Raw genomic sequence first — 26540 nt, 5'->3', positions numbered from 1 at the left:
TACCAAGCGACACAGACAAAACCCCTGGTCGCGAGGACCTGTGGACAACTTTCGGTGGCCAGTGCGGGCGAATGGGACATTCGCACCTTGCCGTGCACCGGGGCGCGCGCGACGCTGCCGGCTCTGCGGCGCGGCGTGGGTGATTACTCGTGCCTGGCTCTGCTGGGTTGGACCCGAGGTGGTTCGCCCGGCATCTTTGGGTAGACCGGTGGCCATGGGGCGTCCGGTAGGCCGTCCGCTCGGTCGTGTTCGTGGAGGTCGAGCAGGGGCGCGAGGTCCTGGGCGGTCATGGCGGCCCACGCGTCGCCGCGTTCGGACAGGCGGGTCGGTACCGTTTCGATGGTCAGCTCGCGTGGCTCGATGGTCGCCAGTTCGTCCCATGTGAACGGTGTGGAGACCTGGGCGTGTGGGTTGGCCCGGACGCTCCACGCGCCGAACACGGTCTTGTGCGGTGCGTTCTGGTTGAAGTCGATGAAGACGCGGCTGCCGCGTTCCTCCTTCCACCAGGCGGCGGTCAGCAGGTCGGGCCGGCGTCGCTCCAGCGCGCGGGCCACCGCCACCGCCGCGGCACGCACCGTGTAGCCGTCCCAGTGGGGGAGCAGGCGGGCGTAGACGTGGATGCCTCTGTTGCCGGTGGTCTTGGGGAGGCTCGCCACGCCCAGCTCGTCGAGGAGGGCCTTCGTCTCGGCGGCCGCCTCCTGGATCATGGGGAACGTGACGCCCGGGCTCGGGTCCAGGTCGATGCGGAGCTCGTCGGCGTGTGCGGGGTCGGCGGCCGTGTTGGGCCACACGTGGAAGCCGAGGCACCCCATGTTGACCGCCCAGAGCACGTGGGCGAGGTCGACGGCCACGAGTGCGTTGGACGTGGTGCCGTTCGGCGTGGACACGACGGTCGTGGTGAGCCACGGGTCGGCCTTCGTGGGGGTCACGCGTTTCTGGAAGAACGACGACCCCGTCACCCCGTTGGGGAAGCGCTGCAGCAGGACCGGCCGGCCACCCATCGCCGCCATCAGCGGCTCGGCGACCGCCAGGTAGTACCGGGCGAGGTCCAGTTTGGTGTTACCGCGCTCGGGGAAGAACACCTTGCCCGGGTTGGTGATCCGGACCGAATGCCCGGCCACCTCCAGGACCTCGACGTCGTCACCTTTGGCCACGAGGTGACCGTACTCCCCGGGTATGACAATCGCGTGGGATGACGGCCGCCGGTCGGCGGTCCTCCACGCCGGACGAAGGTCCTACCGTCGGGTGCGTGTTGAGACGAGTGACCGCCGGCCTCGCGGCCGCCGGGTTCCTGCTCGCCGGCGCGACGCCGGCCGCGGCGGAGAGCTACACCAACCAGTTCCGCGGCGACGGGTCGAGCGACTTCGGGCTCGCCTGGATGCACGCCCGGTGGCAGGCCGAGGACAAGGCGATCGCCGACGGCTTCACCGATCCGGACAACCAGTGCGAGGAGATCTTCTCCTTCGGTGACTACTACACGGCCATGGTCATCTGGGACTGCACCCGCGAGGTGTGACACACCGCGTGGACGGCTCCCCGAGTGCAGGGTCGGGAGCCGCCCACGCGGTCGCGCCGGTCAGGCGACCTTGCCGGCTCCGGCGCCGTTCGTGACGCTGCCCTTGACGCTGCCCGAGGACTCGAGCGAGTACGAGTACGGGATGCCGTTCACGCCGCTGCCGTTGTTCGCGCAGGCGCCCGAGTTGACCAACGTGTTGTTGCGCTGCACCAGCCGGCCGGCGGGCGAGTCGCCCTGGCCGAGGTCACACGCGCGGTTGGTGTTCTCGAAGTAGTTGCCCTCGACGAGAACGCCGGCCTCCATCGTGGACGCGACACCGTACGAGGTGACGCCCTGGTAGTAGTTGTTGTACACGTGTACCGGGTTGCCGAACCGCACGCGCGGGTGACGCTGGGTGCTGCCGGCGAACCAGTTGTGGTGGTAGCTGACCCGCAGGTGCCCGCGGTCCTGGCTGCCGTTGTCGTCGCTGTGTCCGAGCAGGAACGACTTGTCGTGGTTCTGGACCTTGTTCCACGACACCGTGATGAAGTCCGAGCCTCGCTTGATGTCGAGCGCGCCGTCACTGCTGTCGTAGAAGGTGTTGTGGTCGATCCAGATCCGCGTCGAGCCGTCCTGGACGTTGACCAGGTCGTCGCTCCCACCGCGGAAGTTCAGGTTCTGGATGATCACGTTGCTCGCGCCGTCGATGTCCAGACCGCCGCCGCCCTGGATGCCGGAGTTGGCGCCGACGCCGATGATCGTCTTGTTCGACGTGACGTCCTGCATGCCGGTGAACGACACCATGCCCTGGACCCGGATGACGGCGGAACCGCTCGCCTTCATCGCGTTGACCAGTGCCGAGCCGGTGGTCACGGTGATCGGCGATGCGTTGCCGCCACCGGTGGTGCCGGCGCCGAAGCCGGTCGGCGAACCAACCGCCGCCGCGGTGCCCGCCGTGGCCATGGTGAGCGCCGATGCCGCTGCCACCGTGGCCAACCCGGCCAGCCCTCGTTTCATGATTTTCCTACGCATGACGGGTGTCTCTCTGTTAGCAGGGGATCCTCGTTGATCAACCGATCGCGAAGCTCGGGTGCGGCGGTTGGTTGTACGCCGTGTTCTGCCACGCGATCGCCACCCGGTACTGCCGGTCCTGCATCAGTGATGGGCGGCTGATGTTCGTGCTGTCAGTCGTCGAATAGATCCGCAGTGCGCGGTTGTCCGACGTCCGCCAGATCACCTCCTCTCGCCAGTCGCCGAGGATGTCGGCGGAGAGTGCCGGGGTTGCCTTCGTTCCGTTGTTCGACGCGACGCCCGAACCCGTCAGCAGCCGGGTGTCCGCGCTCGTGCCGTACTTGTCGATGTGGGTGCCGTCCAACAGCTCGCGCTGGGCGTCGCCGTCCCACCAGATCACGAAGTTGGTGGAGCCGGGTTTGCGTGCGGCGACCTGGTTTCCGTTAGCAGCGCCGCGAAGTCCGGCCACGGCCGACGACCAGGCCTCGGCACCCGGGCTGCCGTTCCAGATGTCCGCGGCCACGCCACGGCCGTTGTCACAGCCGCAGGACGGTGCGCTCCAGATGATCTGGCCGGTGCGCGCGTCACCCATCCAGTGGGCCGGGTTCGACCCCGACTCCGACGGCTTGAACACCTCGAGGCCGGCGCGGGACGGGACGAGATCGCCGACGTGGTAGGCGTCGCCGTGCTGGGTGTTGTTCTGCCACAGGCCGAAGCCGTTGTCGTCGACCGCCATCGAGCCGTACATGATCTCGTCGCGGCCGTCACCGTCGACGTCCGCTATGGACAGTTGGTGGTTGCCCTTGCCCGTCCAGGCCGAGCCGTTGGTGGAGGAGTTGGAGTCGAACGTCCACCGCCGGGTCAGCTGGCCGTTGCGGAAGTCCCACGCGGCGATCACCGACCGGGTGTAGTAGCCGCGGGCCATGATGATGCTGGGCCGCGAACCGTCCACATAGGCCGTGCCGGCTAGGAACCGGTCGACGCGGTTGCCGTAGTTGTCGCCCCAGGACGACACGGTCCCGCGGGCGGGCACGTAGTCGGCGGTGGCCAGCACGGCGCCGTCCGTGCCGCGGAACACCGAGAGGAACTCGGGCCCGGCGAGGACGTAGCCGGAGGAGTTGCGGTGGTCGGCGCTCGCGTTGCCGATCACCTGGCCGGTGCCGGATCGGGTGCCGTCCGCGGTCTTCGTCGCCACCTCGGCCCGGCCGTCACCGTCGTAGTCGAACACCTGGAACTGCGTGTAGTGCGCGCCCGCCCGGATGTTGCGGCCGAGGTCGATGCGCCACAGCCGGGTGCCGTTCAGCCTGTACGCGTCGAGGTAGACGTTGCCGGTGTAGCCGGACTGCGAGTTGTCCTTGGCGTTGCTGGGATCCCACTTCAGGACGATCTCGTACTGGCCGTCGCCGTCGAGGTCGCCGACGCTCGCGTCGTTGGCGCTGTACGTGTAGCTCTCCCCGGACGGTGTGGTGCCGCCGGCCGGGATCTGCAGCGGCACGTCCATCGAGGTGGCGAACGGCGCCACCTCGTCGGCCGCCGCGGATCTCTGCTCGACGCCGTTCACCACCGGCCGCACGGAGTAGGTCGCCTTCTCGGCCGCGCCATCGTCGAGCCAGCTCGTCACGCCGGTGACCTGGGTGACCCGCGTGCCGTCGCGGTAGACGTTGAAGGCGACGCCGGTCGGGTCGGAGGTGAGCAGCCGCCAGCTGACGAAGTTCCCCTTGTCCGACCGCACACTGATCAGCCCTCGGTCGAGCTTCTCGGTGGTGGCGTTGGCGTTCGCGGCCGTCGCGGTGGTGCCGGTCCGGTCGCCGACGATGATGCCTCGGCCGTTGGTGCCCAGGTACACCCGCCCGTAGACGCGTGGGTCACCGGTGATGGCGTCGCCCGCGTTGCCGTACTGGTGCGCGTCGTCGTTGACCCGCACCCAGGTGACGCCGGTGTCGTCCGACCGGTACACACCGGTCACGCCGCCGACGGTCGCCATCGCGTACAGCGCGGGGTAGGTCCGCCCCGGCGCGGCGGCGCCGAAGCCCACGCTGACCGCCTTGGTGACCGAGGACACCTTGGTGAAGCTCGCGCCGGAGTTCGTGGAGTGGAAGATGCCGGTGTCGCCGGCGAGCCAGACGTCACCGTCCCTGCCCGCCACGGCCTTGAACTTCGCGGTCGCCGGCAGGCCGGTGGCCGCGGTCTGGGTGAAGGTCTGACCGCCGTTGGTGCTGACGTAGAACCGGCCGCCGTTGAAGCCGTAGAACTTGCTGGCGTTCACCCGGTCGGACTCCACAATGGACTCGGTGGGCAAGCCCTGTGACTGCGTCCAGGTGTTGCCGAAGCCGACGGAGAAGTGGACGGGCTGGCCGCGCGGCGCCCACACGAAGCGGCTGCCGTCGGCCGCGGCCGCCACGGTCCCGCCCTCGTTGATGCCGCCGGGTTCGGTGCCCTGGAACCAGTTCGCGCCGCCGTCGGTCGAGAACGCGACGTGGCTGTCGTTCGGCCGGTCCGCGTCGTTGAAGTTGCCCGCCCTGACCATCACGCCCGGGCTGCGTTCCGCGAAGTCCAGGCTCGTGGTCGAGGTGAACACGGGTTGCGTGAACATCTTCGACGGCACCGCGTTGAGGTTGTCGTGCCGGAAACCGCCGATGTCACCGAGTCCGGAGATCAGCGGCGCCCCGGACGGCGGGCTGATCAGGTCCAGCACCGCGGTCTCCTCGAGCCCGGCGGCCATCGGCCGGATGGTGATCTGCTGGTTCGAGTCCCACGCGGTCAGGTTGGTGGTGCCGTAGACGGTGGCGCCGGTGCCGTACATGAGGCGGTTGGAGTTGTGCGGGTCGATCTCCACCGACTCGTTCATCCAGCCCAGCTTCGGCGTCACCTCAGGGGGTTGCGGGTTGGTGCCGAAGTTCAGCCACGGCGACGTCGAGATGTTCATGCTGTAGCGGAAGGAGCGGTTGGGGTAGGAGCTCCAGTCCCAGATCCGGGTCCACGTCGTGCCGCCGTCGGTGCTGCGGAAGAAGATCGCGTCCGGCCACCACGACACCTGCGTGGCCACCATGATCGTGTTCGGGTTCCGCCGGTCGATCGTCAGTCCGCTGTAGCCGAAGTAGTCGTCACCACTGCTCGACGGGATCGGGCTGATCTGCGTCCACGCCCCGGTCGTCGTGTTGTACTTCCACACGTCGCCCTTGCTGCCGTCGTACGGCCCGCCGGTGTCGCTGGTCGCGATGTACAGCTGGTGGTTGACCTCGTCCAGCACACCCTTGTGCGCCATGTAGCCCGTCGGCTGGCCCGCGATCCGGGTCCACGTGGCACCCGCGTCCGTGCTGCGGTACACGGTGTTCTGCAGGTCGGCGACGCCGGCGTAGATGGCGCGGGTCGGGCTGCCCGCCGTGCCGCTCGACTTGTCGAACGTCACCCACACCACGCCCGGCCGGTGGGACAGATACCCGTTGGGGTCGCTGGGATCCTGTGCCCAGTTGCCCGGGTTGGGGAAGCTCGTCACCTTCGACCAGCTCACGCCCGAGTTCGTGCTGCGCCACAACCCGTTGCCGTCCGGGGCGCCCAGGTAGAGGACCCGGTTGTCGTTCGGGTCCACCGCGAGCCGTTCACCCATGCCCCGGCCCGGCATGTTGCCGCCCAGCTTGAACGGCAGCGTGGTGACCTGCCAGCTCGCGCCGCGGTTGGTCGAGCGAAGGATCGCGCCGTTGTTCGGGTCCCAGCTGTTGGTGTACATGCCGGCCGCCACGTACACCCGGTTCGGGTCGACGGGATCGCTGGCCAGGCTGACCACCCCGTTATAACCCCACCTGTCCCAGCCGAACGAGTCCAGCAGCGGCACCCATCTGCCGGTGGACTGGTTCCACCGGTACGCGCCGCCGATGTCGGTGCGCGCGTAGATCAGGTTGGGCTCGGTGCGGTTGAAGACGATGCCGGGGACGAACCCGCCGCCGGCGATCTCGGCGTTGCGCCACGAGTAGGTCTCGGCGGCCGGGGCGGCCGCCCGCGCCGGCGCCGCGGTGAGGTGGGGCGCCACGAGCGTCGCGGCGGTGAGCGCCACGGCCGCCAGAGCGCTGGCGAGGGGGATCCGCATGATCGACCACTTCCTTGTGGGGATCGTCCGCCGGGGTAGGGCGTACTGCCGGTCGGCGTGGGAGGGGGACCGCTCGATGTCCAGTGAGGATCATTCGGGAGGCGCGCTCCGGCGCAAGACTGGGAGCGCTCCCAGCCGGGGTGAACAAATTGTTAGCACCCGAGCGCGAGGCGTGTCAACGGGGAAGCGCTTTCCTGGAGACCGCAGTGTGCCACCGGAGTGTGAACGTTAACAAGTTTCCGCAGATGGGAGCGCTCTCAGAACTCAGGTTAACGATCGCGTCATGATCACCCGTTTTGCCAACTGTTGACGCGAAATGGTCAGCGGCCTTACCTTGCAAAGGCAAGCGCTTTCCTGGTGAAGGTTCTTCAGCTTCGAGCGAGGGGTGGCAACGATGCCTCGACCCATGGCTCCACGGGCAGGTGACGGCGACGGATCGCGTGGCGCGCCCGGCCGGTTCGATCGAAGAAAGCTGCTGGTGGCGGGCGCTGCCGGCGTCGCTGGGAGCGCTCTCGGGTGGGGTGGTGCGCAGGCCGCCGCCTGGGAGACGGTGCTCAGCGGCTCGTTCGCGAACCGGCAGACGCTGGAAGCGTCCTGGAACTACCGGTATCCCTGGGGGTCCGACCACAACGGCACCGCGCGGATGTACGCGAGCTCGACCGACATCAACCACGTGTACCTGGAGAGCTCGGGCGTGCTGGCGATCAAGGCCACCCGCATCACCTGGAACGAGGGCAACAGTTCGGCCGACCCGTACCTGCCGATCCGCTACCACTCGGGCGCCATCCACGCGAAGCAGCACGTGACCGTCAACGACCAGTTTCCCAACTGGGAGGTCAAGGGTGAGTTCCAGGCGCCGTCGGCGCGGGGCACCTGGCCGGCCTTCTGGCTCACCGGCGTCAACAGCTGGCCGCCGGAGAGCGACATCCTGGAGTTCAAGGGCGACGGCAGGAACTGGTTCAACACGTACAGGAACGCGAGCGGCGCGTGGTCGAACACGATCGTCTCGGTGTCGAATCCCGGCGCCTGGCACGGTTACCGCGCCTGGATCACGAAGGTGAACGCCAACGACGTCGACATCCACTACTACCTCGACGGGAACTGGGTGGGGCAGCACCGCGGCGCGAACTTCGTCAACCGGCCGCTGTGGTTGATCATCAACCTGCAGATGGAGGGATCGTCCGGTTCTCCGGGGCCGACCTCGGACACGATCTACCGCGCGCGCAACGTCTACGTCGGACGAACCCGAGCCTGATCGCGTGCCACAATGCGCCGGTGGAACAGCACGCCGTGACCAGGTTCGCCGACGCGCTGGTGGCACTCGCGGAAGGGCGCACCGATCCGCAGGACTGGCTGGCGTGGTGGGGCGAGCATGCTGCCGAGGTGGAGGCGGTGTGTCCGCGCGGCTGGTTCCTCCGGCTGACCCCACGCGGCGGCGCGCCCGATGATCCACTGTGGATAGAGCAGGCCGTGGTGGCGAGCCAGGACGGCGCTTGTTATGTGCTGGACAAGATCGGGTTCCCGATCGAGCGGTCACCTCGGTACAGCGAGGCTTTCGAGACCGCGATGGCCCGCTGGATACGCGAGTGTCGTGCCGAGACCAAGCGGCGGGCCGCCGAGCTGAGGCCGCTCATCGATGGGCTCGCTGAGGATTTCCCCAAGATGGCCCGGTTTCTGCGCGTGAACCCGGACGAGGTCGAGTCCATGCTGCCCGGTGCGAGCGAGGCCGAGTTGCCGGCCATGGCACTGCCGGCCGCGTATCGCCGCTTCCTTGTCCGCACGAGAGAGTTGGTCATCGGCGACACGCTGCGGCTCACCAGGGACCACCCGTTCGTCCACACGTCGACGAAGGTCGTGCTGCCCACCGAGGGCATGCTGTGCTTCGGTGAGTACTGGTTCGAGGCCGACGGCGACCAGGTGCTGTTCGACCTCCGCGACGGCGTCGTCGACGACCCGCCGGTGCTCTACTACGCACACGGCCGGCGCACGGTCGAGCGGATCGGGAAGACGTTCACCGGGTGGATCGAGTCGCTGCCCCGCAAACTTGCCTGAGTCGGCCCGTTTCGGCCGAACTCCGGCGCGAGGTCGACGATAATGACACCGGTGGTCGAACGTGGTTCAGACAAAGGAACATCGCAGGGCGCGGTCGTGATCGATCGGCCACTGGCCCGGCTGTCGTGGCTCGGAGTCGCGGGCGGGCTCGTCGTCGTGGCCGGCGCCGCCGCGTTGTGGGGACCCGAGCTGTTCGACGGCCGGCGGAGCGACCCGGTCGCCCGGTTCCTGTTCTCGGTCGCCGTGATCCTGCTCGTGTGTCATCTGTTCGGCGCGCTGCTGCGCCGGTTCCGGCAGCCTGCCGTGCTCGGGGAGGTGATCGGCGGGCTGGTGCTCGGCCCGTCGGTGCTCGGGCTCGTGTGGCCGGCGTCCCAGGAGCTGCTGTTCCCCCGGCCGGTGCTCGACGCGCTCGGCTACGTTGCGCAGCTGGGACTGATCGTGTTCATGTTCCTGCTGGGCTGTGAGCTGCGGACGGACCGTCTCGGCGGCCGGAAGCTCGTCGGTGCCACCGTCGCCGGCGGGATGGGGCTGCCGTTCGTCGCCGGCGTCGGGGTCGCGCTGGCCGCGCCGGTGCTCGGCGTCGGCTCGGTCGCGTCCGTGCTGTTCTTCGGGCTGGCACTGGCGATCACCGCGATGCCCGTCCTGGCACGGATCCTCGTCGACCTGGGCCTCGGCGACACCCGCCTCGGCGCGACGGCGCTGTCGTCGGCCGCGGTCGGTGACGGGCTCGCGTGGCTGGTGCTGACCGTGATCCTGGCGGGTACCGGCGCGACCGGCACCGGTGACATCGCGACGACCGCCGGGCTCGGCGCCGCGCTCACGGTGGCGACGTTGCTGTGTGTGCGGCCGGCGCTGCGGCTGCTGGTCGAGCGCGTCACGTCGACGCAGCTGCTGCTCGGCGCCCTGGTCGTCGGTGCCATCGGGTACGCCGGGCTGACGCAGCTGATCGGGCTGCACTCGGTGATCGGCGCGTTCCTGTTCGGCGTGGCCGTGCCGAGGTCCGCGCCGGCGGTGGCCCGGTTGGGTGAGCAGCTGCACGGGTTCACGATCGCGATCCTGCTCCCGCTGTTCTTCGCCGGCGTGGGCCTGAGCACGTCGGTCGGTCTGCTGGGCGCGTCGGCCGGGAACTGGCTGCTGTTCCTGCTGGTGTTGCTGGTCGCGACGAGCACCAAGTTCGTCGGTGCGGGCGGTGCTGCCCGGCTGGCCGGCCTCCCGGGCCGGGAGGCGATGCGGCTCGGTGCGCTGATGAACTGCCGGGGCGTCACCGAACTGGTGATCGCGACGATCGGGCTGCAGCACGGGCTGCTCACCGATCTCGGCTTCACGATCCTGGTGCTCGTCGCGATCATCACGACCGCGGCGACGGGACCCCTGATCCGTGCCATGGAGCCGGCGTGAGGGGTGCCGCCAGCGTGCGCAGCGTCCAGCCACGGGAATGTCCTGAGAGGACGGTCTGCGACAGCGGCGGCACGTCGATCCGCCAGAACGACCGCGGCGTCGCGAGGATAGCGTGGACGACCGCCGCCTTCACCACGGCCGCGTGGGTGACCGCGACGATCTTGCGGTGATCCTTGGGGAACCCGTCGAGCCAGCCGCCGATTCGGTCGATGAGGTCCATCACGGACTCTCCGCCGTGAGGGGCCGCGGCGGGGTCGGTGAGCCACGCCGTCATCGCCGCCGGGTCGAGATCGTCCAGCGTCCGGCCGCGCCAGGCACCGTGGTCGCAGTCCCGGAGGGCGGGCTCGACGTCCGCCGTCAGGCCCAGCCCGGCCGCTGTTTGACGGCAACGGGTCTCCGGGGCCGTCAGGTAGCCGTTGGCTCGCAACGGCATCGGGTCGGGTGTTGTCTCGATCGGTTCGTCGGCCGGAAACGCTGCGCGGCGAGTCGCCGAGGTGGCGGCGTGACTAATCAGGACGAGACGGCTGGTCATTCGGCTCCCGCGGATGGTACGTTGCCTAGACCTGATGGTACGAGGAAGCCGGTGGGATTCCGGCACGGTCGCGCCGCTGTATGTGTCCCTCGGGGCATGAGTCAGACCCTCAACCGTCCTTCCGCTCCACCGACCGGACCGCACGAGTCCGAGGAGGCGACATGTCGCACGCTGTCAGTGCCCCGACTCCCTTGCACGTTCCGGCCATTCCGATTCGGCAGATCCTGCCGTGGGCCGTGTTCGCCGGGCTGCTCTTCGGCCTGGTGATGTACTTCGTGAGCACCGAACAGGGTGCGCTGTCGATGTTCGACGGCATGTCCGTGCACGAGCTCGTGCACGACGGTCGCCACCTGCTCGGCTTCCCCTGTCACTGAGCCATGTCCATGCGCTCCCTGCTGGTGTGGGGTCTGCTCGCGGGTCTGCTCGGCGGTGTTCTCGCCTTCGGGTTCGCGTCGGTGGTCGGTGAGCCGCCCGTCGAGGCGGCCATCGCGTTGGAGGAACACGACCACGCGACCGGTGAGCACGAGGAGGCTGCGGAGCCGGTTTCCCGTGGCGTGCAACGAACTCTTGGACTCGCCATCGCGACGTGTGCGTTCGGTGCCGCGCTCGGTGGTCTCGTCGCGCTCGCGTTCGCGTTCGCCTACGGTCGGTTCGGCACGTTGGGGCCTCGGGCCACCGCGTTCACGGTGGCCGCGGTCGGGTTCGTCGCCGTGGTGCTCGTGCCGTACGTGGTCTATCCGCCGAACCCGCCCGCCGTGGGCCGGGCCGAGACGATCGGTGACCGCACGGCCGCGTACTTCGGCATGATGGCGATCTCCGTGCTCCTCGCGATCGTGGCGGTCTACCTGGCCAGGGCGGGATGGCTCGCCGCGGTCGGGGCCGGGGTCGCCTACGTGGCGGCCGTGTCGGGTGCCGCAGCGCTGTTGCCGAGCTTCCACGAGGTGCCGGACGGGTTTCCCGCTCAGACGCTGTGGGATTTCCGGCTCGCCTCGCTCGGCACGCAGGCCGTGTTGTGGGTGACGATCGGTGTCGCGTTCGCCGCGTTGCTGCAGCGCTCGACGAACCGGGCGATGGCGGTCGGCGCCGCCGCCGGGTGAATGTGCACATAGGACGCGTGGACGCGGTCGGTGACGAAGCCGTCCGAGCCGGTGCGCCAGCGCCAGGCAGGCGGCTCGCCGTGCGTCGGGGTGATCGTCGTGCGGTGGAACTCGTGCCCCGTCAGCCGGGTGCCCTCCTGGTACAGCACTGAGTCCGCGGTCGCGACGACGTCCCGGTAGCCGAGGGTGAGCCGGTCGGTCATGGTGGCGTGCGCGTCGAGCACCCCGCACATCGGGTGACCGTCCAGAGACCGTGCCAGGTAGAGAAGTCCGGCGCACTCGGCGTGCACGGGCACGCGGGCGTTCGCCACCGCCTGGCGCAGCTCGGTGTTGGCGGACAGCTCGCTCGCGTACTGCTCGGGAAACCCGCCGGGGAGCACGATCCCGGCGGTGTCGGCCGGCAACACGGTGTCCCGCAACGGATCCACGACCACCACGGCCGCGCCGGCCGCGCGGAGCAGCTCGGCGTGTTCCGCGTAGCCGAACGTGAACGCGGGCCCGCCGGCGATCGCCACGACCGGACGGCCGGGCACCGGTGTCAGCTCCGGCGTCCACGGCGTGAACTCGGGTCCGCCCCTGGCCAGTGCCGCGACCGCCGCGAGATCGACGCCGCCCGCGACGAGCTCGGCCATCGCGTCGACCGCTCTCACCGCGGCGGCGCCGTGTTCCGCCGCGGTGACCAGCCCGAGATGGCGGGACGGCACCTCGACCGGCGCGTGCCGACGCAACACCCCGACCACGTCGAGACCGACGTCGGCGCAGGCGTTCCTGAGGACGGCCTCGTGCCGGTCGGACCCGACCTGGTTGAGGATCACCCCGGCGAGGCGGACTTCCGGTTTCCAGGTGCGGAACCCGTGGAGCAACGCGGCGAGGCTGGTGCTGTGGCCGCGTGTGTCGACGACCAGGAGCACGGGCGCGCCGAGCAGCTCGGCGACGTGGGCGGTCGAACCCACACCGTTGTCCACGCGGCCGTCGAACAACCCCATGACGCCTTCGACGACCGCGATGTCGGCACCCGCGCAACCGTGCGCGAACAGCGGCCCGACGAGCGACTCGCCCACCAGCACGGGATCGAGGTTGCGTCCGGGCCGGCCGGCGGCGAGCGTGTGGTATCCGGGATCGATGTAGTCGGGCCCGACCTTGAACGGCGCCACCACGTGCCCCGCCCGCCGCAGAGCGGCCATGAGCCCGGTGGCCACCACGGTCTTGCCGCTCCCGGAGGCCGGGGCCGCGATGACGACGCGGCCTACCATGCGGCCCCTGTTCCCGAAAACGTCACTCGCGGGGGCTGAACGCGCGACTCGCGGGGGCCGAACGCGCGACTCGCGGGGGTTACCACTCGATGCCCTTCTGGCCCTTGGCGCCCGTGTCCATCGGGTGTTTGATCTTTGTCATCTCCACCACCAGGTCCGCCGCCGCCACCAGCTCCTCGGGTGCGTTGCGGCCGGTGATCACCACGTGTTGGTGGCCTGGGCGGGACGTGAGCGTCGTGACCACCTCGTCCACGGTTATCCACCCCCATTTCAGCGGGTACGTGAACTCGTCGAGCACGTACAGGGTGTGTCGTTCCTCAGCGAGGCGACGGGTGATCTCCCGCCAGCCCTCGCGGGCGGCCTCCGCGTGGTCCTCCTCGTCGCCCTGCTTGCGGGACCACGACCAGCCCGCGCCCATCTTGTGCCACTCGACCGGGCCGCCCTGGCCTGTACGGTCGTGTGTCTCGCCGAGCGCCAGCAACGCGTTCTCCTCGCCGACCTTCCACTTCGCGGACTTCACGAACTGGAACACCGCGATCGGCCAACCCTGGTTCCACGCACGCAGCGCCAACCCGAACGCGGCCGTCGACTTGCCCTTCATCTCTCCCGTGTGGACGATCAGCAGGGGGCGGTTGCGGCGCTGCCGCGTGGTGAGCCCGTCCGCCGGCACCGTCTCCGGTTTACCCTGAGGCATCAGGCAGCGCCCCGTGCGGCGCGGACCACGCCCGTCACGACGTCGCTCGACAGTTCGTCCAGCCGCACGCACGTGCCACCGAGCGCCGTCGCGAGCCGGGCGGGCAGCCCGAGCCGCACAGGCCCACGCTCGCAGTCGACCACCACGCTCGCCACGCCGTCCGCGGCCAGCAAACCCGCCACCCGCATGGAATCCTCGACGGGATCATGGCGCAGCGGCACGGTGGCCCGGCCGTCGGTGACCACCACGAGCAGCGGTCGCCGGCGTGGGTCCCGCAGTCGTTCTGTGGTCAGGGTTCGGTGGGCACGCAGCAGCCCCTCGGCCAGCGGTGTCCGACCGCCCGTGCCCAGCCGCCGCAGCCGGGCGACCGCCGCCTCCACCGAGGAGGTCGGTGGGAGCACCAGATCGGCCGCCGTGCCGCGGAACGTGACCAGCCCGACCTTGTCGCGGCGCTGGTAGGCGTCGAGCAGCAGTGACACCACAGCGCCGGTGACCGCGGACATCCGCTTGCGTGCGGCCATCGACCCGGACGCGTCCACCGCGAACAACACCAGGTTGCTTTCCCGGCCCTCGCGCACGGCGTGCCGGATGTCCGTGCGGCGCAACAGAATCCCGGCGCCCGTCCGACCTCGGGTCGTCTGGTGTGGCGCGGCCGCGGTGAGCGTGCCGACGAGGTGGACGCCGTGCCCACCCGACTGCGTGGCCCGCAGTGTCCTGCCGAAGCCGGCGCGGGCACGGGAGCGACGTCCCGGCGCGCCCTCACCGACCCCGTCGACGGCCAGCAGTCGCGCCCGGAACGCCGGATCAGGCACGGCCGCAGGCTGGCTCTGCCCGCCGGAGCCGTTACCGTCCACACTGGACTCGGTGGGAGGTGGCTCGCCACCCGGGCCGTCGGTGCCGTCCGGGTCGTCGTCCGGGAGTGGCGGTTCGGCGCTGTCTGCCGCGTCCCGCAACGCCTGCTGCAACTGCTCCTCGTCGAGGCCGGGCTCGTCGAACGGGTCGCGTCGCCGCCGGTGGGGTAGCGCCAGCCGGGCGGCCGCCTCGACGTCCTGTTCCTCGACGGCCTCGCCGCCCCGCCACGCCGCGTGCGCCATCGCCGTGCGGGCCACCACGAGGTCCGCGCGCATGCCGTCCACTCCGAACGAAGCGCAGAGCGCCGCGATCCGGCGCAACTCCTTGTCAGGCAACCGAACGGACGGCAGGGCCCGCTGTGCCGCGACGATCCGGTCCGCAAGCTCCCGGTCCGCCGCGGCCCACTCGGCGGCGAAACCGGCCGGGTCGGCCTCGAACGCGAGCCGCCGGCGGATCACCTCGGTACGGACGTCCACATCGCGGGCCGCCGCCACCTCGACGGTGAGCCCGAACCGGTCGAGCAGCTGCGGTCGCAGCTCGCCCTCCTCCGGGTTCATCGTGCCGACCAGCAGGAACGACGCGGCATGCGAGACCGAGACACCCTCGCGCTCGACGTGTGCGCGGCCCATGGCGGCGGCGTCCAGCAGGAGGTCGACGAGGTGGTCGTGGAGCAGGTTGACCTCGTCGACGTAGAGCACGCCCCGGTGCGCCGCGCACAGCAGCCCGGGCTGGTAGGCACGCACTCCTTCGGTCAGCGCGCGTTCCAGGTCAAGGGAACCGATGAGTCGGTCCTCAGTGGCCCCGACGGGCAGCTCGACGAGCCGGGCGGCACGAGTGCTGTCGACGAGATCATGGGGGGCGTCCGGACAGTTCGGATCCGGCGCGCCCGGGTCGCAGCTGAACCGGCAGCCCTCCACCACCCGAACGGCGGGCAGCAACGCGGCGAGCCCACGAACCACAGTGGACTTCGCGGTGCCCTTCTCGCCTCGTACGAGAACCCCACCGATGGTGGGATGGACGGCGTTGAGCAGGAGAGCCAGGCGGAGGTCGTCATGCCCGACGACAGCCGAGAACGGGTAACCGGCGGACATCGCCCATCCTTCCCCGGGTCCGCGCCCGAGTCGGTGCATCAGCTGGGGCCAAGTGTCTGGCTTCCCCGGATCGCTCCAGGTCACAGTGGCGGGACCGCACCAGATTCACACTGGTTTCCTCGGGCACCCTGCTGCAAGGTCTTCTGGCATCGTGTCAGACATCCGGGCGGCTGTCGATTACCGTGCTGGTCTCGTGGCAACCATCACCGTGGTCGGGATCGGGGCGGACGGCTGGCGCGGCCTGTCCGCCGCCGCCCAGGAGGCACTGTCCGCCGCCGAGGTCGTGATCGGCAGTTCGCGGCAGCTCGGGCTCCTGCCGGACTCGGACGCGACGCGGGTGGCGTGGCCGTCACCCATGCTGCCGGCCGTCGAGCCGCTGATGGCCGAGCACGACGGGCGGCACGTGTGCGTGCTCGCGAGCGGAGACCCGATGTTCTTCGGCGTCGGCGGCACGCTCGCGCGCCTGCTGGGCGCCGGCGCCCTGCGGGTGATCCCACACCCGTCGTCGGTGTCGCTCGCGTGTGCCCGGCTCGGCTGGCTGGTCGAGGACGTCGAGGTCGTGAGCCTGGTCGGCCGGCCCGTGGAGTCGCTGCTTGTGCTGCCGAACCGGCGGGTGCTGGTGCTCAGCGCCGGCGCGGAGACGCCGACGAAGGTGGCGGAACTGTTGCGGTCGAGGGGGTTCGGCCCCACCCCGATGACCGTGCTCGAGGATCTCGGCGGGCCGGGGGAGAGGCGCCACGACGGCACGGCCGCGACCTGGTCCGGCCAGGCCGGTGCACTGAACGTGATCGCGCTCGACTGCCGTGCCGCACCCGGTGTGACCCCACTCGGTCGCACCCCCGGACTGCCCGACGACGCGTTCGACCACGACGGACAGCTCACCAAGCGTGAGGTGCGGGCGATCACCCTGGCCGCCCTGGCCCCGCTGCCCGGGCAGTTGCTGTGGGATGTCGGCGCCGGCTCGGGCAGCGTCGCGATCGAGTGGCTGCGGACCCATCCGAGCTGCGCGGCGGTGGCGGTGGAGTCCAGGCCAGAGCGGGCCGCCCGGATCACGGCGAACGCCCAGGCGCTCGGGGTGCCGGGCCTGACCGTGGTGCACGGTCGGGCACCGGAGGCACTCGCCGACCTGCCGTCCCCGGACGCGGTCTTCGTCGGCGGTGGCGTGTCCGGGGACGGTGTGGTGGCCGCGTGCTGGGCGGCGTTGCGGGTCGGTGGACGGCTCGTCGCGAACGCGGTGACCTTGGAGTCGGAGGCCGTGTTGACCCGATGGCAGGCGAGCGTGGGCGGCACACTCACCAGGATCGAGGTCAGCAGAGCGGCCCCGGTCGGCGGCTTCACAGGATGGAAGCCGATGATGCCGGTGACACAGTGGGAGGTTGTACGAACGTGACGGTGCACTTTGTTGGTGCTGGGCCGGGAGCGGCCGATCTGATCACCGTGCGGGCGCAGCGGTTGATCGAGACGACACCCGTGTGCCTGTATGCCGGGAGCCTGGTGCCGACCGAGTTGCTGGCGTCGTGTCCGCCGGACGCGCGGCTGGTGGACACCGCGGATCTGACACTCGACGAGATCATCGCGGAACTGGTCGCGGCGCACGAGCGCGGCCAGGACGTGGTGCGGCTGCACTCGGGTGATCCGTCGGTGTTCAGCGCGGTGGCCGAGCAGTCACGGCGACTCGACGCGGCGGGTGTGCCGTGGGAGATCGTGCCCGGGGTGCCGGCGTTCGCGGCGGCCGCGGCGTCGCTGCGACGTGAGCTGACGGTGCCCGGCGTGGGGCAGACGGTGGTGCTGACCAGGGTGTCGGCGCGGGCCACGCCGATGCCGCAGGGGGAGGACCTGGCTTCGCTCGGCCGGTCGCGCGCCACGCTGGTGCTGCACCTGGCCGTGCAGCGGATCGACCAGGTCGTCGAGGAACTGCTGCCGAACTACGGGCCGGAGTGCCCGGTCGCGGTGGTGGCGTACGCGTCGCGGCCGGACGAGGTGGTGCTGCGTGGCACACTGTCGACGATCGCCGCACAGGTGCACGAGGCCGGCGTGCGGCGCACGGCGGTGATCGTCGTGGGGTCGGTGCTCACGGCGTCGGAGTTCCCGGACAGTCACCTGTATTCCGTGGCGCGTGACCGACAGGGCGCCCAGTCCGGTCGATGACCAGGACGTCGACCTCGATCTCGGCTGTGCCGAGCACGTCCTGTGCCTGGCGGCGTGCGGCGTCGGCGACCCGGTCCGCGAGTGGGACGCCGGCCGTCGCTGCCAGCTGCAGAGCCTCGAGTGCCGTGTTGGCGGCGGCGATCTCCGGCATGCCGGCCCGGCTGGCGAGGCTGTCGAGGTCCACTTGGGACCGTCCGGAGTGGAGGTCGAGGTGACCGTCGGCGAGCTTGGACAGCTTGGCGAAACCACCCGCGATCGTGAGGCGTGGGACGGGGTGGCGGCGCAGGTACTTGAGCACGGCGCCGGCGAAGTCACCCATGTCGAGCAGGGCGTCGTCGGGCAGGCCGTACAGCTCGGTGACGGTCTTCTCCGACGTGCTGCCGGTGCAGGCGGCGACGTGCCGGTGCCCGGCGGCGCGGGCGACGTCCACGCCGCGGCGGATGCTGTCGATCCACGCGGAACAGGAATACGGGACAACGACGCCCGTTGTGCCCAGAATGGACAGTCCACCGAGGATGCCGAGGCGCGGGTTCCAGGTGCGGCGGGCGAGTTCCTCGCCGCCGTCGACGGAGATCTCGATCACGATGTCGGTGACACCGGCCTCCGCGACCACCGCCCGCATGAGCTGCCGCGGCACGGGGTTGATGGCGGGCTCGCCGACGGGGAGCGGCAGCCCCGGCTTGGTGACGGTGCCGACCCCGGGTCCGGCGCGGAAGACGATGCCCGCGCCGGGCTCGCCACGCCGGACCGTCGAGCGAATGGTGGCGCCGTGCGTGACGTCGGGATCGTCCCCGGCGTCCTTGACGATCGCGGCCATGGCCTCGGTGGCGCTGAGCGAGGTCTGGGTGAGCGCGAAGGAGGGCGTGTGTCCCTTGGGCAGTGTGATCTGGACGGGATCGGGAAAATCGCCGGTGAGCAGCGCGGTGACGGCGGCCTTGGTGGCCGCCGTGGCACAGGCGCCGGTCGTCCAACCGCGGCGCAGGCTCTCGCTCACGGCCCCAGCCTGCCATGCCGGTGCCGCTGGGTCCCGATGTCTCGAAAGACGCGCTGATGACGTTCAACGACCCGAAAGCGTCTTTCGGGACATCGCCGGTGGCGCGAACACGGCGTTCGCAGCACGGGGTTCTGTGGTGAACGCGCCTCTCACGGCGCGTGGCCGGGGGAGTCGGCGCTGCGTGGTGGTTCTCGGTGGGACGGGGGAGGCTCGGGAGCTTGCCGCGCGTCTGGTCGGCGTGCCTGGGCTGCGTGTGATCTCCACGCTCGCCGGGCGGGTGCGGGAGCCCAGGCTGCCCGCCGGTGAGGTGCGGGTCGGTGGGTTCGGCGGGCCCGAGCGCATGGCCGAGTGGCTGCGGGCCGAGCACGTCGACGCCGTCGTCGACGCCACCCACCCCTTCGCCGAGCGGATCAGTACGTCCGCCGCCACGGCCACGCGGCTCGCCGGGGTGCCGCTTCTCCTGTTGCGACGGCCGGGGTGGACAGCCGTCGACGGGGACGACTGGCGGTGGGTGGCCTCCCTCGCCGAGGCCGCCGCACTCCTGCCGGATCTCGGCACCCGGGTCTTCCTCACCACCGGACGGCAAGGGCTCGCCGCCTTCGCGGCGTCAGACCGATGGTTCCTCGTCCGGTGCGTGGATCCACCCGAGCCGCCGCTCCCCGTCCACATGCGACTCCTCCTCGACCGAGGGCCCTACTCGCTCGACGGCGAACTGGCCCTCATGCGCGAACACCGGATCGACGTGCTCGTCACCAAGGACAGCGGCGGCACGCTCACCGCGGCGAAGCTCACGGCGGCGCGGGAACTGCGGATTCCCGTCGTGGTCGTCCGGCGGCCCGATCCACCCGACGTCGCCATCGTCGCGACCGTCGGCGAGGCGCTCAGCTGGCTGGGTAGTGCCGTGGGGTGAACACCTGCCTGGTCCCGTCCTGCCGGGTCACCACCCGCGTTCGCGACGAGCCCACGATCAGCAGGCACCGCATGTCCACTGTGGACACGTCAAGCTCGGCGAGCCCCACCACGGACACCGACTCGTTCGGGCCGCCGACGTCCCGGCCCACCACGACCGGCGTGTCCGGAGCACGGTGGGACAGCAGCAGTTCCTTCGCCGCCTCGAGCTGTGTGCGGCGGGTCTTCGACGCCGGGTTGTAGATCGCGATCACGAAGTCGGCCGCCGCCGCGGCGGTCAGCCGGGACGCGATCACGTCCCACGGCTTCAGCCGGTCGGACAGCGACATCGTGCAGAAGTCGTGGCCCAGCGGGGCACCCGCCTTGCTGGCCACCGCCTGCGCCGCGGTCAGTCCCGGCACCACCCGGACCGGCACGTCCGTCCACTCCTGAGCGACCTCGAGCACCGCGCTCGCCATGGCGAACACGCCCGGGTCGCCCGACGAGACCACGGCGACGCGCCGGCCCGCCCTGGCCAGTTCCAGCGCGAGCGCGGCACGGTCGGCCTCCACCGTGTTGCCCGACGGGTGTCGGCGCTGCCTCGGGTTCGGCGGGACGCGGTCCAGGTAAGGGCCGTAGCCGACCAGGTCGTCCGCCCACGCCAGGGCTTCCTGCGCCTCAGGGGTCAACCATGGCCGGCCTGCTGGCCCAAGACCCACGATCACGACCTCACCGGTGACCTGGCGTTGTTCCGGCCCGGTCGCGTTGGCGGTCGCGGTGTCCGCCGCACGTCTGCTTGGCAGCAGCGCGAGGGAGAAGTACGGCACCGTGTCGGGGTCCACTTCGGACAGAGTCTCGACCCGTTGGGTGTCCCACGTCGCGCGCTCGACATAGAGTGCCTCGTCGAGCCGGCCGGCGTCGGTGAGTGCCTTGCGTACCTTCTCGAACGTGCGACCCAGCTTGAGCACGGCGGCGGAGTCCGTCGCGGCCAGCCGTGCCGCCAGTTCCTCGGGCGGCAGCGTGCCGGGCAGGACGGTCAGGACCTCCTCCCCTTCGACGAGCGGACGCCCGGTGACGGCGGCGGCCGCGCTCACCGACGTCACGCCCGGCACGACCTCCGTCCGGTAGCGGCCGGACAGCCGGGTGTGCATGTGCATGTAGGACCCGTAGAACAGGGGGTCACCCTCGCACAGCAGCACGACGTCCCGGCCGGCGTCGAGGTGGGCGGCCAGCTTCGCGGCGCTCTCGGTGTAGAAGTCGGCCAGCGCGCCGCGGTAGCCGCCGGGGTGGTCGGTCGTCTCCACGGTCAGCGGATAGACCAGCGGCTCCTCGATCTGGTCACCCCGCAGGTACGGCTTCGCGACGCCCCGCGCGATGCTGCGGCCGTGCCGCGCGCTGTGGTAGGCGATCACATCGGCCGAACCGATGAGCCGCGCGGCCTTGATGGTGAGGAGTTCCGGATCCCCTGGCCCGAGCCCAACCCCGTAGAGGGTACTCATTCCACCTCGCTAGCGATCGCGTTGACGGCGGCGACGGCCATGGCGCTGCCGCCGCGCCGGCCGTGCACCACCAGGTACGGCAGGTCGGTCTCGGTCAAGGCCACTTTGGACTCCACGGCACCCACGAAACCCACCGGGAGCCCGAGAATCGCCGCGGGCCGCGGCGCACCGGCGTCGATCAGTTCGAGGAGCCGGAACAACGCGGTCGGCGCGTTGCCGATGGCCACGACCGCGCCCGCGAGCCGGTCACCCCACAGTTCGAGCGCGGCCGCGCTGCGTGTGGTGCCGAGGGACTCCGCGAGCGCCGGCACGCGCGGGTCGGCGAGGGTGCAGAGCACCTCGTTGTCCTTCGGCAGCCGCCGCCGGGTGACCCCCGACGCGATCATCTGCGCGTCACACAGGACCGGCGCCCCGGCGGCCAGCGCTGCGTGTGCCTTGGCCACGACGTCGGGGGAGTAGGCGAGATCGTCGACGAGGTCAACCATCCCGCACGCGTGGATCATGCGCACCGCCACCCGCTCCACGTCCGGGGCGAGCCCGGCGAGTTCGGCCTCGGCACGGATGGTCGCGAACGACTGCCGGTAGATCGCGGCACCGTCCTTTATGTAGCTCATGACGCCGCCGCTCCCGCTCCGTGGCGCCGGAACGTTCCGCAGGCTCCGCTACACCGGCGCCCTCCGCGGGCTCGGCGGCGTCCTGGATGGCAATGATTCGCTCCGCAAGCTTCGCTCATGAGTCTCCCACCGTTGTCGTGTAACCGTTCCCGGTCGCGATCACGTCGACCACCCTGCCGCGCGGCCGTCCGCACCGACGTGCGCAGCCGGACCAGTGGACGGGCAACGTGGTGTCGGGGACGGGTGCGGCGTCGGCTCGAACGTCGGCGAGTGCCTTCGCGCACCCGGGTCGTCCGGTGCAGGCGGTGACGCGGGCGAGGGGCGCGTCCGGATCGAGCAGCAGCCCGGTTTCCCGCAGCCGGCCGGCCATCTCGTCGGCGCGCGCCGGCGTGAGGTCGGCGACCACGATGCCGCGCCATGGCGTGACCACCAGCGGCGCGGCGGTGTCGACGAGAGCGGCGGCCTGGGCACGGTCGAGCCATCCCAGCGGCGCACCGGCGACGAGCGACACAAGCCCGTCGGCCTGCCCGACCCGGCCGGGCCCCATGCCATGAAGGTGCCCCTCGGGACACTCAACGTCCTGAAGGTGCCCTTCAGGACAGGCCAGCGCGGCGATGCGGTCGGGGCCGTTCGTCAGCTCCGCTACCCGCCATTCGGTGGTGCGGAATGTGAGAAATGCCTCGGCGCAGGCCAGCATCGTGTCCACGACGCCGTCGAGCGGTGTCCGTAGCCCGCGATCCTGCCCGCCAAGCAGGATCGCGGCACTGTCTTCGCTGGTCAGCAGGGCAGACACGTCCGCGCCCAGCCACGCGACGTCACCCCGGCCGTCGTCGATCGCGAACAGGAACCGGCCCGGCAGGTCGGCCAGCCGCGGGCGTGCGCACAGTGTTCGGTCCAGTGTGGTCACCAGCGGGCGGACGTCCGTGGAGCCGTCGCGGCCGGTCAGCGGGGACGCGAGGATGTTGCGCACCCGCTCGTGCGTTGCCGACGGCAGCAGGCCCGCGTCGCCGAGCCGCGTGCTGAGCGCTGCACCGTCCGACAAGCCGCGGACCTGCAGGTTTGCCCGTGACGTCAGCTCGATCGTGCCGTCGCCCAGCTCGGCGGCGCCCGCCGAGATCGTCGCGAAGGCGGCCGCCGTCAGCTGGCCGCCCGGCACGCGGACTCGGGCCACCGCGCCGTCGGCCGCCTGGTGGGTGGCGAGTACGCCGGGGCAGGCGTCGATCTCACGGTTCCGGGTTGGCACGAACTGAATATAGAGTCGAATCTCGTGATCCTGCTGCTCTCCACCTCCGACACGGACCTTCTCTCGGCACGCGCCAGCGGCGCGGGCTACCGGCTCGGCAATCCGGCGCGGCTTGGACTCGACGACCTGCCCGCGCTTCTCGACGGGGTCGACCTGGTCGTCGTCCGGCTGCTCGGTGGCCGGCGAGCCTGGGAGGACGGGCTCGACGCGTTGCTCGCCGGGCCGCGTCCGGTCGTGGTGCTCGGCGGGGAGCAGGCCCCCGACGCCGAGCTGATGGAGCTGTCCACAGTGCCCGGTGGAGTGGTCGCCGAAGCACACGCCTACCTCGCACACGGCGGCCGCGACAACCTCCAGCAGCTGGCGAACTTCCTGTCCGACACCGTGCTGCTCACGGGCAACGGCTTCGCCCCGCCAGCGGCGACGCCCGTCTGGGGACAACTGGAACGCGGTGCCCGCACCGGGAACGGGCCGGTCGTCGCCGTGCTCTACTACCGGGCGCACCACATGGCCGGCAACACGACGTTCGTCGAGGCCCTGTGTGACGCCATCGAGGACGCCGGTGGGCAGGCCATGCCGGTGTTCTGCGCGTCCCTGCGTACCGCGCCGGACGACCTCATCTCGTTGCTGGGCAAGGCGGACGCGCTCGTGGTGACCGTGCTCGCCGCGGGTGGCGCCACCCCGGCCGCGGCGTCGGCCGGTGGCGACGACGGCGCCTGGGACGTCGGCGCGCTGGCGGCTCTCGACGTGCCCATCATCCAGGGACTGTGCCTCACCTGGAGCCGGGAGGTATGGGCGGACAGCGACGAGGGACTGTCACCATTGGACACCGCGACCCAGGTGGCGGTGCCGGAGTTCGACGGCCGCCTGATCTCGGTTCCCTTCTCCTTCAAGGAACTCGACGCGGACGGGCTGTCGGTGTACGTGCCCGACCCGGAGCGGGCGGCGCGGGTCGCCGGCATCGCCGTCCGGCACGCGAGACTGCGGCACGTGCCGCCGGCGGAGCGCAAGGTCGCGGTCATACTGTCCGCGTACCCCACCAAGCACGCCCGGATCGGCAACGCCGTCGGCCTCGACACTCCCGCCAGCGCGGTCCGGCTCCTGAACACCATGCGCGCCAACGGATACACGGTCGACGAACTGCCGGGGCTCGACGCAGGGGACGGCGACGCGCTGATCCACGCCCTCATCGAGGCCGGCGGCCAGGATCCCGACTGGCTCACCGAGGACAAGCTCGCCGGCAACCCGGTGCGTATCGCGGCCGCCGACTACCGGGCCTGGTTCGCGACCCTCCCGGACGACCTTCGCGAGAACATCGAGCAGCACTGGGGTCCGGCGCCCGGTGAGCTGTACGTCGACCGTTCCCGCGACAAGGACGGCGAGATCGTCCTCGCGGCACTGGTCGCCGGCAACGTCGTCGTGATGGTGCAGCCGCCACGCGGTTTCGGCGAGAACCCGGTCGCGATCTACCACGACCCGGACCTGCCGCCCAGCCACCACTACCTGGCCGCCTACCGGTGGATCCGCGACACCTTCGGCGCGCACGCGATGGTCCACCTCGGCAAGCACGGCAACCTGGAGTGGTTGCCCGGCAAGAACCTCGGCATGTCCGCCTCCTGCGCGACGGACGCCGCGCTCGGCGACCTGCCGCTCATCTACCCGTTCCTGGTCAACGACCCCGGCGAGGGCACGCAGGCGAAGCGGCGCGCGCATGCCACCCTCGTCGACCATCTCGTGCCGCCGATGGCGCGAGCGGAGAGCTACGGCGACATGGCCAGGCTGGAGCAACTGCTCGACGAGCACGCCTCGATCGCCGCGATGGACCCCGCGAAGCTGCCGGCCATCCGCGCGCAGATCTGGACGCTCATCCAGGCCGCCAAGCTCGACCACGACCTCGGCGTCGGCGACCGGCCGCACGACGCGGAGTTCGACGACTTCCTGTTGCATGTGGACGGTTGGCTGTGTGAGGTGAAGGACGCGCAGATCCGCGACGGCCTGCACGTGCTCGGCGTCGCGCCGACCGGCGAGGCCAGGGTGAACCTGGTGTCCTCGATGCTGCGGGCACGTCAGGTGTGGGGCGGCGACGCCAACGCGCTGCCTGGTCTGCGTGAAGCGCTGGGCCTCGCGGAGGACGGCTCCGCCAGTCGGTCCACTGTGGATGAGATCGAGGAGACCGCGTTGGCTCTGGTGTCCACGATGGAGTCACAAGGATGGCGGCCGGAGGCAGTGGACGAGGACCTGCCGTCGGCGGTCAGGGACGTGCTTCGGTTCGCCGCCACCGAGATCGTGCCGAGGCTCGACCGCACGACCGACGAGTTGGACCACGTGCTGCACGCGCTCGCGGGCGGCTACGTCCCGGCAGGCCCGAGTGGTTCGCCGTTGCGTGGCCTGGTGAACGTGCTGCCGACCGGGCGGAACTTCTACTCCGTCGACCCCAAGGCGATCCCCAGCAGGCTCGCGTGGGAGACGGGCCAGGCCATGGCGGACTCGCTGCTGTCCCGCTACCGCGCCGACACCGGTGACTGGCCACGCTCCGTCGGCCTGTCGATCTGGGGCACCTCGGCGATGCGCACGTCGGGCGACGACATCGCGGAAGTGTTCGCACTGCTGGGAGTTCGGCCGGTCTGGGACGAGGCGTCCCGCCGGGTGAGCGGCCTGACCGTCGTTCCCCTCGACGAGCTGGGCCGCCCGAGGATCGACGTGACGGTCCGGATCTCCGGCTTCTTCCGGGACGCGTTCCCCCACGTGGTGCACCTGCTGGACGACGCGGCGCGGATGGTCGCCGCGCTGGAGGAGTCCGAAGAGGACAACTACGTGCGAGCCCACGTACGAGCGGATCTGACGGCACATGGCGACGAGCGGCGCGCCACCACACGCGTGTTCGGCTCGAAGCCAGGCTCGTACGGCGCCGGCCTGCTGCCGCTGATCGACAGCCACAACTGGCGCGACGACAAGGATCTCGCCGAGGTGTACGCGGTGTGGGGTGGTTTCGCGTACGGCCGTGGCCTGGACGGCAGGGCCGCCCGCGAGGACATGGAGGCCGCCTACCGCAGAATCGCCGTGGCCGCAAAGAACACCGACACCCGCGAGCACGACATCGCCGACTCCGACGACTACTTCCAGTACCACGGCGGCATGATCGCGACCGTCCGCGCGCTGACCGGCCGCACCCCGGCGGCCTACATCGGCGACAGCACCCGCCCGGACGCCGTACGCACCAGGTCGCTCACCGAGGAGACCGCCAGGGTTTTCCGTTCGAGGGTGGTGAACCCGCGCTGGATCGCCGCCATGCGCCGGCACGGCTACAAGGGCGCATTCGAGCTCGCGGCCACTGTGGACTATTTGTTCGGCTACGACGCCACCACCGGTGTGGTCACCGACTGGATGTACGAGCAGCTGGCCCAGACCTACCTGCTGGACGAGGAGAACCAGAAGTTCCTCGCCGAGTCCAACCCGTGGGCCATGCACGGCATCGCAGAACGCCTCCTCGAGGCGGCAGAACGCAAGATGTGGGCCACGCCGGACGAGAACACACTGAACGCCCTGCGAGCCCTGTACCTGCGGACGGAAGGCGACCTGGAGGCCGACACGTAGGAAG

The 26540-nt window shown here is 70.7% G+C and carries 20 protein-coding genes, 1 pseudogene and 1 riboswitch; of the genes and pseudogenes, 10 read left to right on the top strand and 11 right to left on the bottom strand.

Going from position 1 to position 26540, the window contains the following annotated elements:
* Positions 1 to 143: 143 nt before the first annotated feature.
* Positions 144 to 1154, bottom strand: coding sequence for a non-homologous end-joining DNA ligase (ligD, locus tag VF106_RS07080; protein ID WP_330838768.1), 1011 nt, complete (start codon positions 1152 to 1154; stop codon positions 144 to 146).
* Positions 1155 to 1249: 95 nt separating this feature from the next.
* Here ligD and VF106_RS07075 point away from each other — a divergent pair, with 95 nt between their 5' ends.
* Positions 1250 to 1516, top strand: coding sequence for a hypothetical protein (locus tag VF106_RS07075; protein WP_330838767.1), 267 nt, complete (start codon positions 1250 to 1252; stop codon positions 1514 to 1516).
* A gap of 60 nt (positions 1517 to 1576) precedes the next feature.
* Here the strand turns inward: VF106_RS07075 and VF106_RS07070 are convergent, their stop codons facing one another.
* Both VF106_RS07070 and VF106_RS07065 read right to left on the bottom strand, forming a co-directional pair.
* A complete protein-coding gene (locus tag VF106_RS07070; protein WP_330838766.1) occupies positions 1577 to 2512 on the bottom strand; it encodes a pectate lyase family protein in 936 nt (311 codons plus the stop codon).
* A gap of 52 nt (positions 2513 to 2564) precedes the next feature.
* Positions 2565 to 6590 carry a rhamnogalacturonan lyase family protein gene (locus VF106_RS07065; protein ID WP_330838765.1) on the bottom strand — a complete coding sequence of 1342 codons (4026 nt, stop codon included), beginning with the start codon at positions 6588 to 6590 and terminating at the stop codon, positions 2565 to 2567.
* A gap of 406 nt (positions 6591 to 6996) precedes the next feature.
* On the opposite strand from VF106_RS07065, the gene VF106_RS07060 reads away from it, so the two are divergent.
* The 3 genes from VF106_RS07060 (at position 6997) to VF106_RS07050 (ending at position 10040) form a co-directional block, all read left to right on the top strand.
* Positions 6997 to 7845 (top strand): family 16 glycosylhydrolase, encoded by an 849-nt coding sequence (locus VF106_RS07060; RefSeq protein WP_330838764.1) that lies wholly within the window; start codon positions 6997 to 6999, stop codon positions 7843 to 7845.
* A 20-nt stretch (positions 7846 to 7865) separates the two neighbouring features.
* Entirely contained in the window at positions 7866 to 8642 is a 777-nt protein-coding gene (locus tag VF106_RS07055) for an SMI1/KNR4 family protein (protein WP_330838763.1), read from the top strand.
* A gap of 96 nt (positions 8643 to 8738) precedes the next feature.
* A complete protein-coding gene (locus VF106_RS07050) occupies positions 8739 to 10040 on the top strand; it encodes a cation:proton antiporter domain-containing protein (protein ID WP_330838762.1) in 1302 nt (433 codons plus the stop codon).
* Here the strand turns inward: VF106_RS07050 and VF106_RS07045 are convergent.
* Entirely contained in the window at positions 9991 to 10572 is a 582-nt protein-coding gene (locus tag VF106_RS07045; protein ID WP_330838761.1) for a histidine phosphatase family protein, read from the bottom strand. The genes VF106_RS07050 and VF106_RS07045 overlap by 50 nt on opposite strands.
* Positions 10573 to 10733: 161 nt before the next feature.
* Between VF106_RS07045 and VF106_RS07040 the strand changes: the two genes are divergently transcribed.
* Both VF106_RS07040 and VF106_RS07035 read left to right on the top strand, forming a co-directional pair.
* Positions 10734 to 10946: a CbtB domain-containing protein gene (locus tag VF106_RS07040; protein WP_330838760.1), complete on the top strand. Its 213-nt coding sequence runs from the start codon at positions 10734 to 10736 to the stop codon at positions 10944 to 10946.
* 3 nt (positions 10947 to 10949) lie between these two features.
* Positions 10950 to 11564, top strand: a pseudogene (locus tag VF106_RS07035) (CbtA family protein); the annotation flags it as partial.
* Here the strand turns inward: VF106_RS07035 and VF106_RS07030 are convergent.
* From VF106_RS07030 to VF106_RS07020, 3 genes are all read right to left on the bottom strand, one after another.
* Complete coding sequence (locus VF106_RS07030; protein ID WP_330838759.1) at positions 11534 to 12922, bottom strand: cobyrinic acid a,c-diamide synthase CobB; 1389 nt, start codon at positions 12920 to 12922, stop codon at positions 11534 to 11536. The pseudogene VF106_RS07035 and the gene VF106_RS07030 overlap by 31 nt on opposite strands.
* A gap of 79 nt (positions 12923 to 13001) precedes the next feature.
* Positions 13002 to 13616 carry a cob(I)yrinic acid a,c-diamide adenosyltransferase gene (cobO, locus tag VF106_RS07025; RefSeq protein ID WP_330838758.1) on the bottom strand — a complete coding sequence of 205 codons (615 nt, stop codon included), beginning with the start codon at positions 13614 to 13616 and terminating at the stop codon, positions 13002 to 13004.
* Positions 13616 to 15559 (bottom strand): putative cobaltochelatase, encoded by a 1944-nt coding sequence (locus VF106_RS07020; protein ID WP_330838757.1) that lies wholly within the window; start codon positions 15557 to 15559, stop codon positions 13616 to 13618. Before VF106_RS07020 ends, cobO begins: the two co-directional genes overlap by 1 nt.
* Positions 15560 to 15588: 29 nt before the next feature.
* Positions 15589 to 15740, bottom strand: a riboswitch (cobalamin riboswitch).
* A 12-nt stretch (positions 15741 to 15752) separates the two neighbouring features.
* On the opposite strand from VF106_RS07020, the gene cbiE reads away from it, so the two are divergent.
* Positions 15753 to 16949, top strand: a complete 1197-nt coding sequence (gene cbiE / locus VF106_RS07015) for a precorrin-6y C5,15-methyltransferase (decarboxylating) subunit CbiE (RefSeq protein WP_330838756.1) — start codon at positions 15753 to 15755, stop codon at positions 16947 to 16949.
* Positions 16946 to 17707, top strand: coding sequence for a precorrin-4 C(11)-methyltransferase (gene cobM, locus VF106_RS07010; protein WP_330838755.1), 762 nt, complete (start codon positions 16946 to 16948; stop codon positions 17705 to 17707). Before cbiE ends, cobM begins: the two co-directional genes overlap by 4 nt.
* Here cobM and VF106_RS07005 read toward each other — a convergent pair.
* A complete protein-coding gene (locus VF106_RS07005; protein WP_330838754.1) occupies positions 17631 to 18701 on the bottom strand; it encodes a cobalt-precorrin-5B (C(1))-methyltransferase in 1071 nt (356 codons plus the stop codon). The two genes, cobM and VF106_RS07005, sit on opposite strands and share 77 nt — an antisense overlap.
* 181 nt (positions 18702 to 18882) lie before the next feature.
* Between VF106_RS07005 and VF106_RS07000 the strand changes: the two genes are divergently transcribed.
* Positions 18883 to 19611, top strand: a complete 729-nt coding sequence (locus VF106_RS07000; RefSeq protein ID WP_330838753.1) for a cobalt-precorrin-6A reductase — start codon at positions 18883 to 18885, stop codon at positions 19609 to 19611.
* On the opposite strand, the gene VF106_RS06995 is transcribed toward VF106_RS07000, so the two are convergent.
* The 3 genes from VF106_RS06995 to VF106_RS06985 form a co-directional block, all read right to left on the bottom strand.
* On the bottom strand, positions 19583 to 21088 hold the full coding sequence (locus VF106_RS06995) for a precorrin-2 C(20)-methyltransferase (RefSeq protein WP_330838752.1): 1506 nt from the start codon (positions 21086 to 21088) through the stop codon (positions 19583 to 19585). The two genes, VF106_RS07000 and VF106_RS06995, sit on opposite strands and share 29 nt — an antisense overlap.
* Positions 21085 to 21702, bottom strand: a complete 618-nt coding sequence (locus tag VF106_RS06990; RefSeq protein WP_330838751.1) for a precorrin-8X methylmutase — start codon at positions 21700 to 21702, stop codon at positions 21085 to 21087. Before VF106_RS06990 ends, VF106_RS06995 begins: the two co-directional genes overlap by 4 nt.
* 115 nt (positions 21703 to 21817) lie before the next feature.
* The gene (locus VF106_RS06985) at positions 21818 to 22945 is read right to left on the bottom strand and encodes a ferredoxin-like domain-containing protein (RefSeq protein WP_330838750.1); all 1128 of its coding nucleotides are present in this window, start codon (positions 22943 to 22945) and stop codon (positions 21818 to 21820) included.
* Between the two features lie 24 nt (positions 22946 to 22969).
* Between VF106_RS06985 and cobN the strand changes: the two genes are divergently transcribed.
* Positions 22970 to 26536, top strand: a complete 3567-nt coding sequence (cobN, locus tag VF106_RS06980; RefSeq protein WP_330838749.1) for a cobaltochelatase subunit CobN — start codon at positions 22970 to 22972, stop codon at positions 26534 to 26536.
* Positions 26537 to 26540 lie beyond the last annotated feature (4 nt).

Origin of the sequence: Actinophytocola sp., from assembly GCF_036378875.1 — a bacterium.
In the GTDB taxonomy this organism is placed as follows: Bacteria; Actinomycetota; Actinomycetes; order Mycobacteriales; family Pseudonocardiaceae; genus Actinophytocola.
The sequence above is the reverse complement of the archived record's forward strand: the minus strand, read 5'-3'. Positions and strand labels throughout refer to the sequence as shown.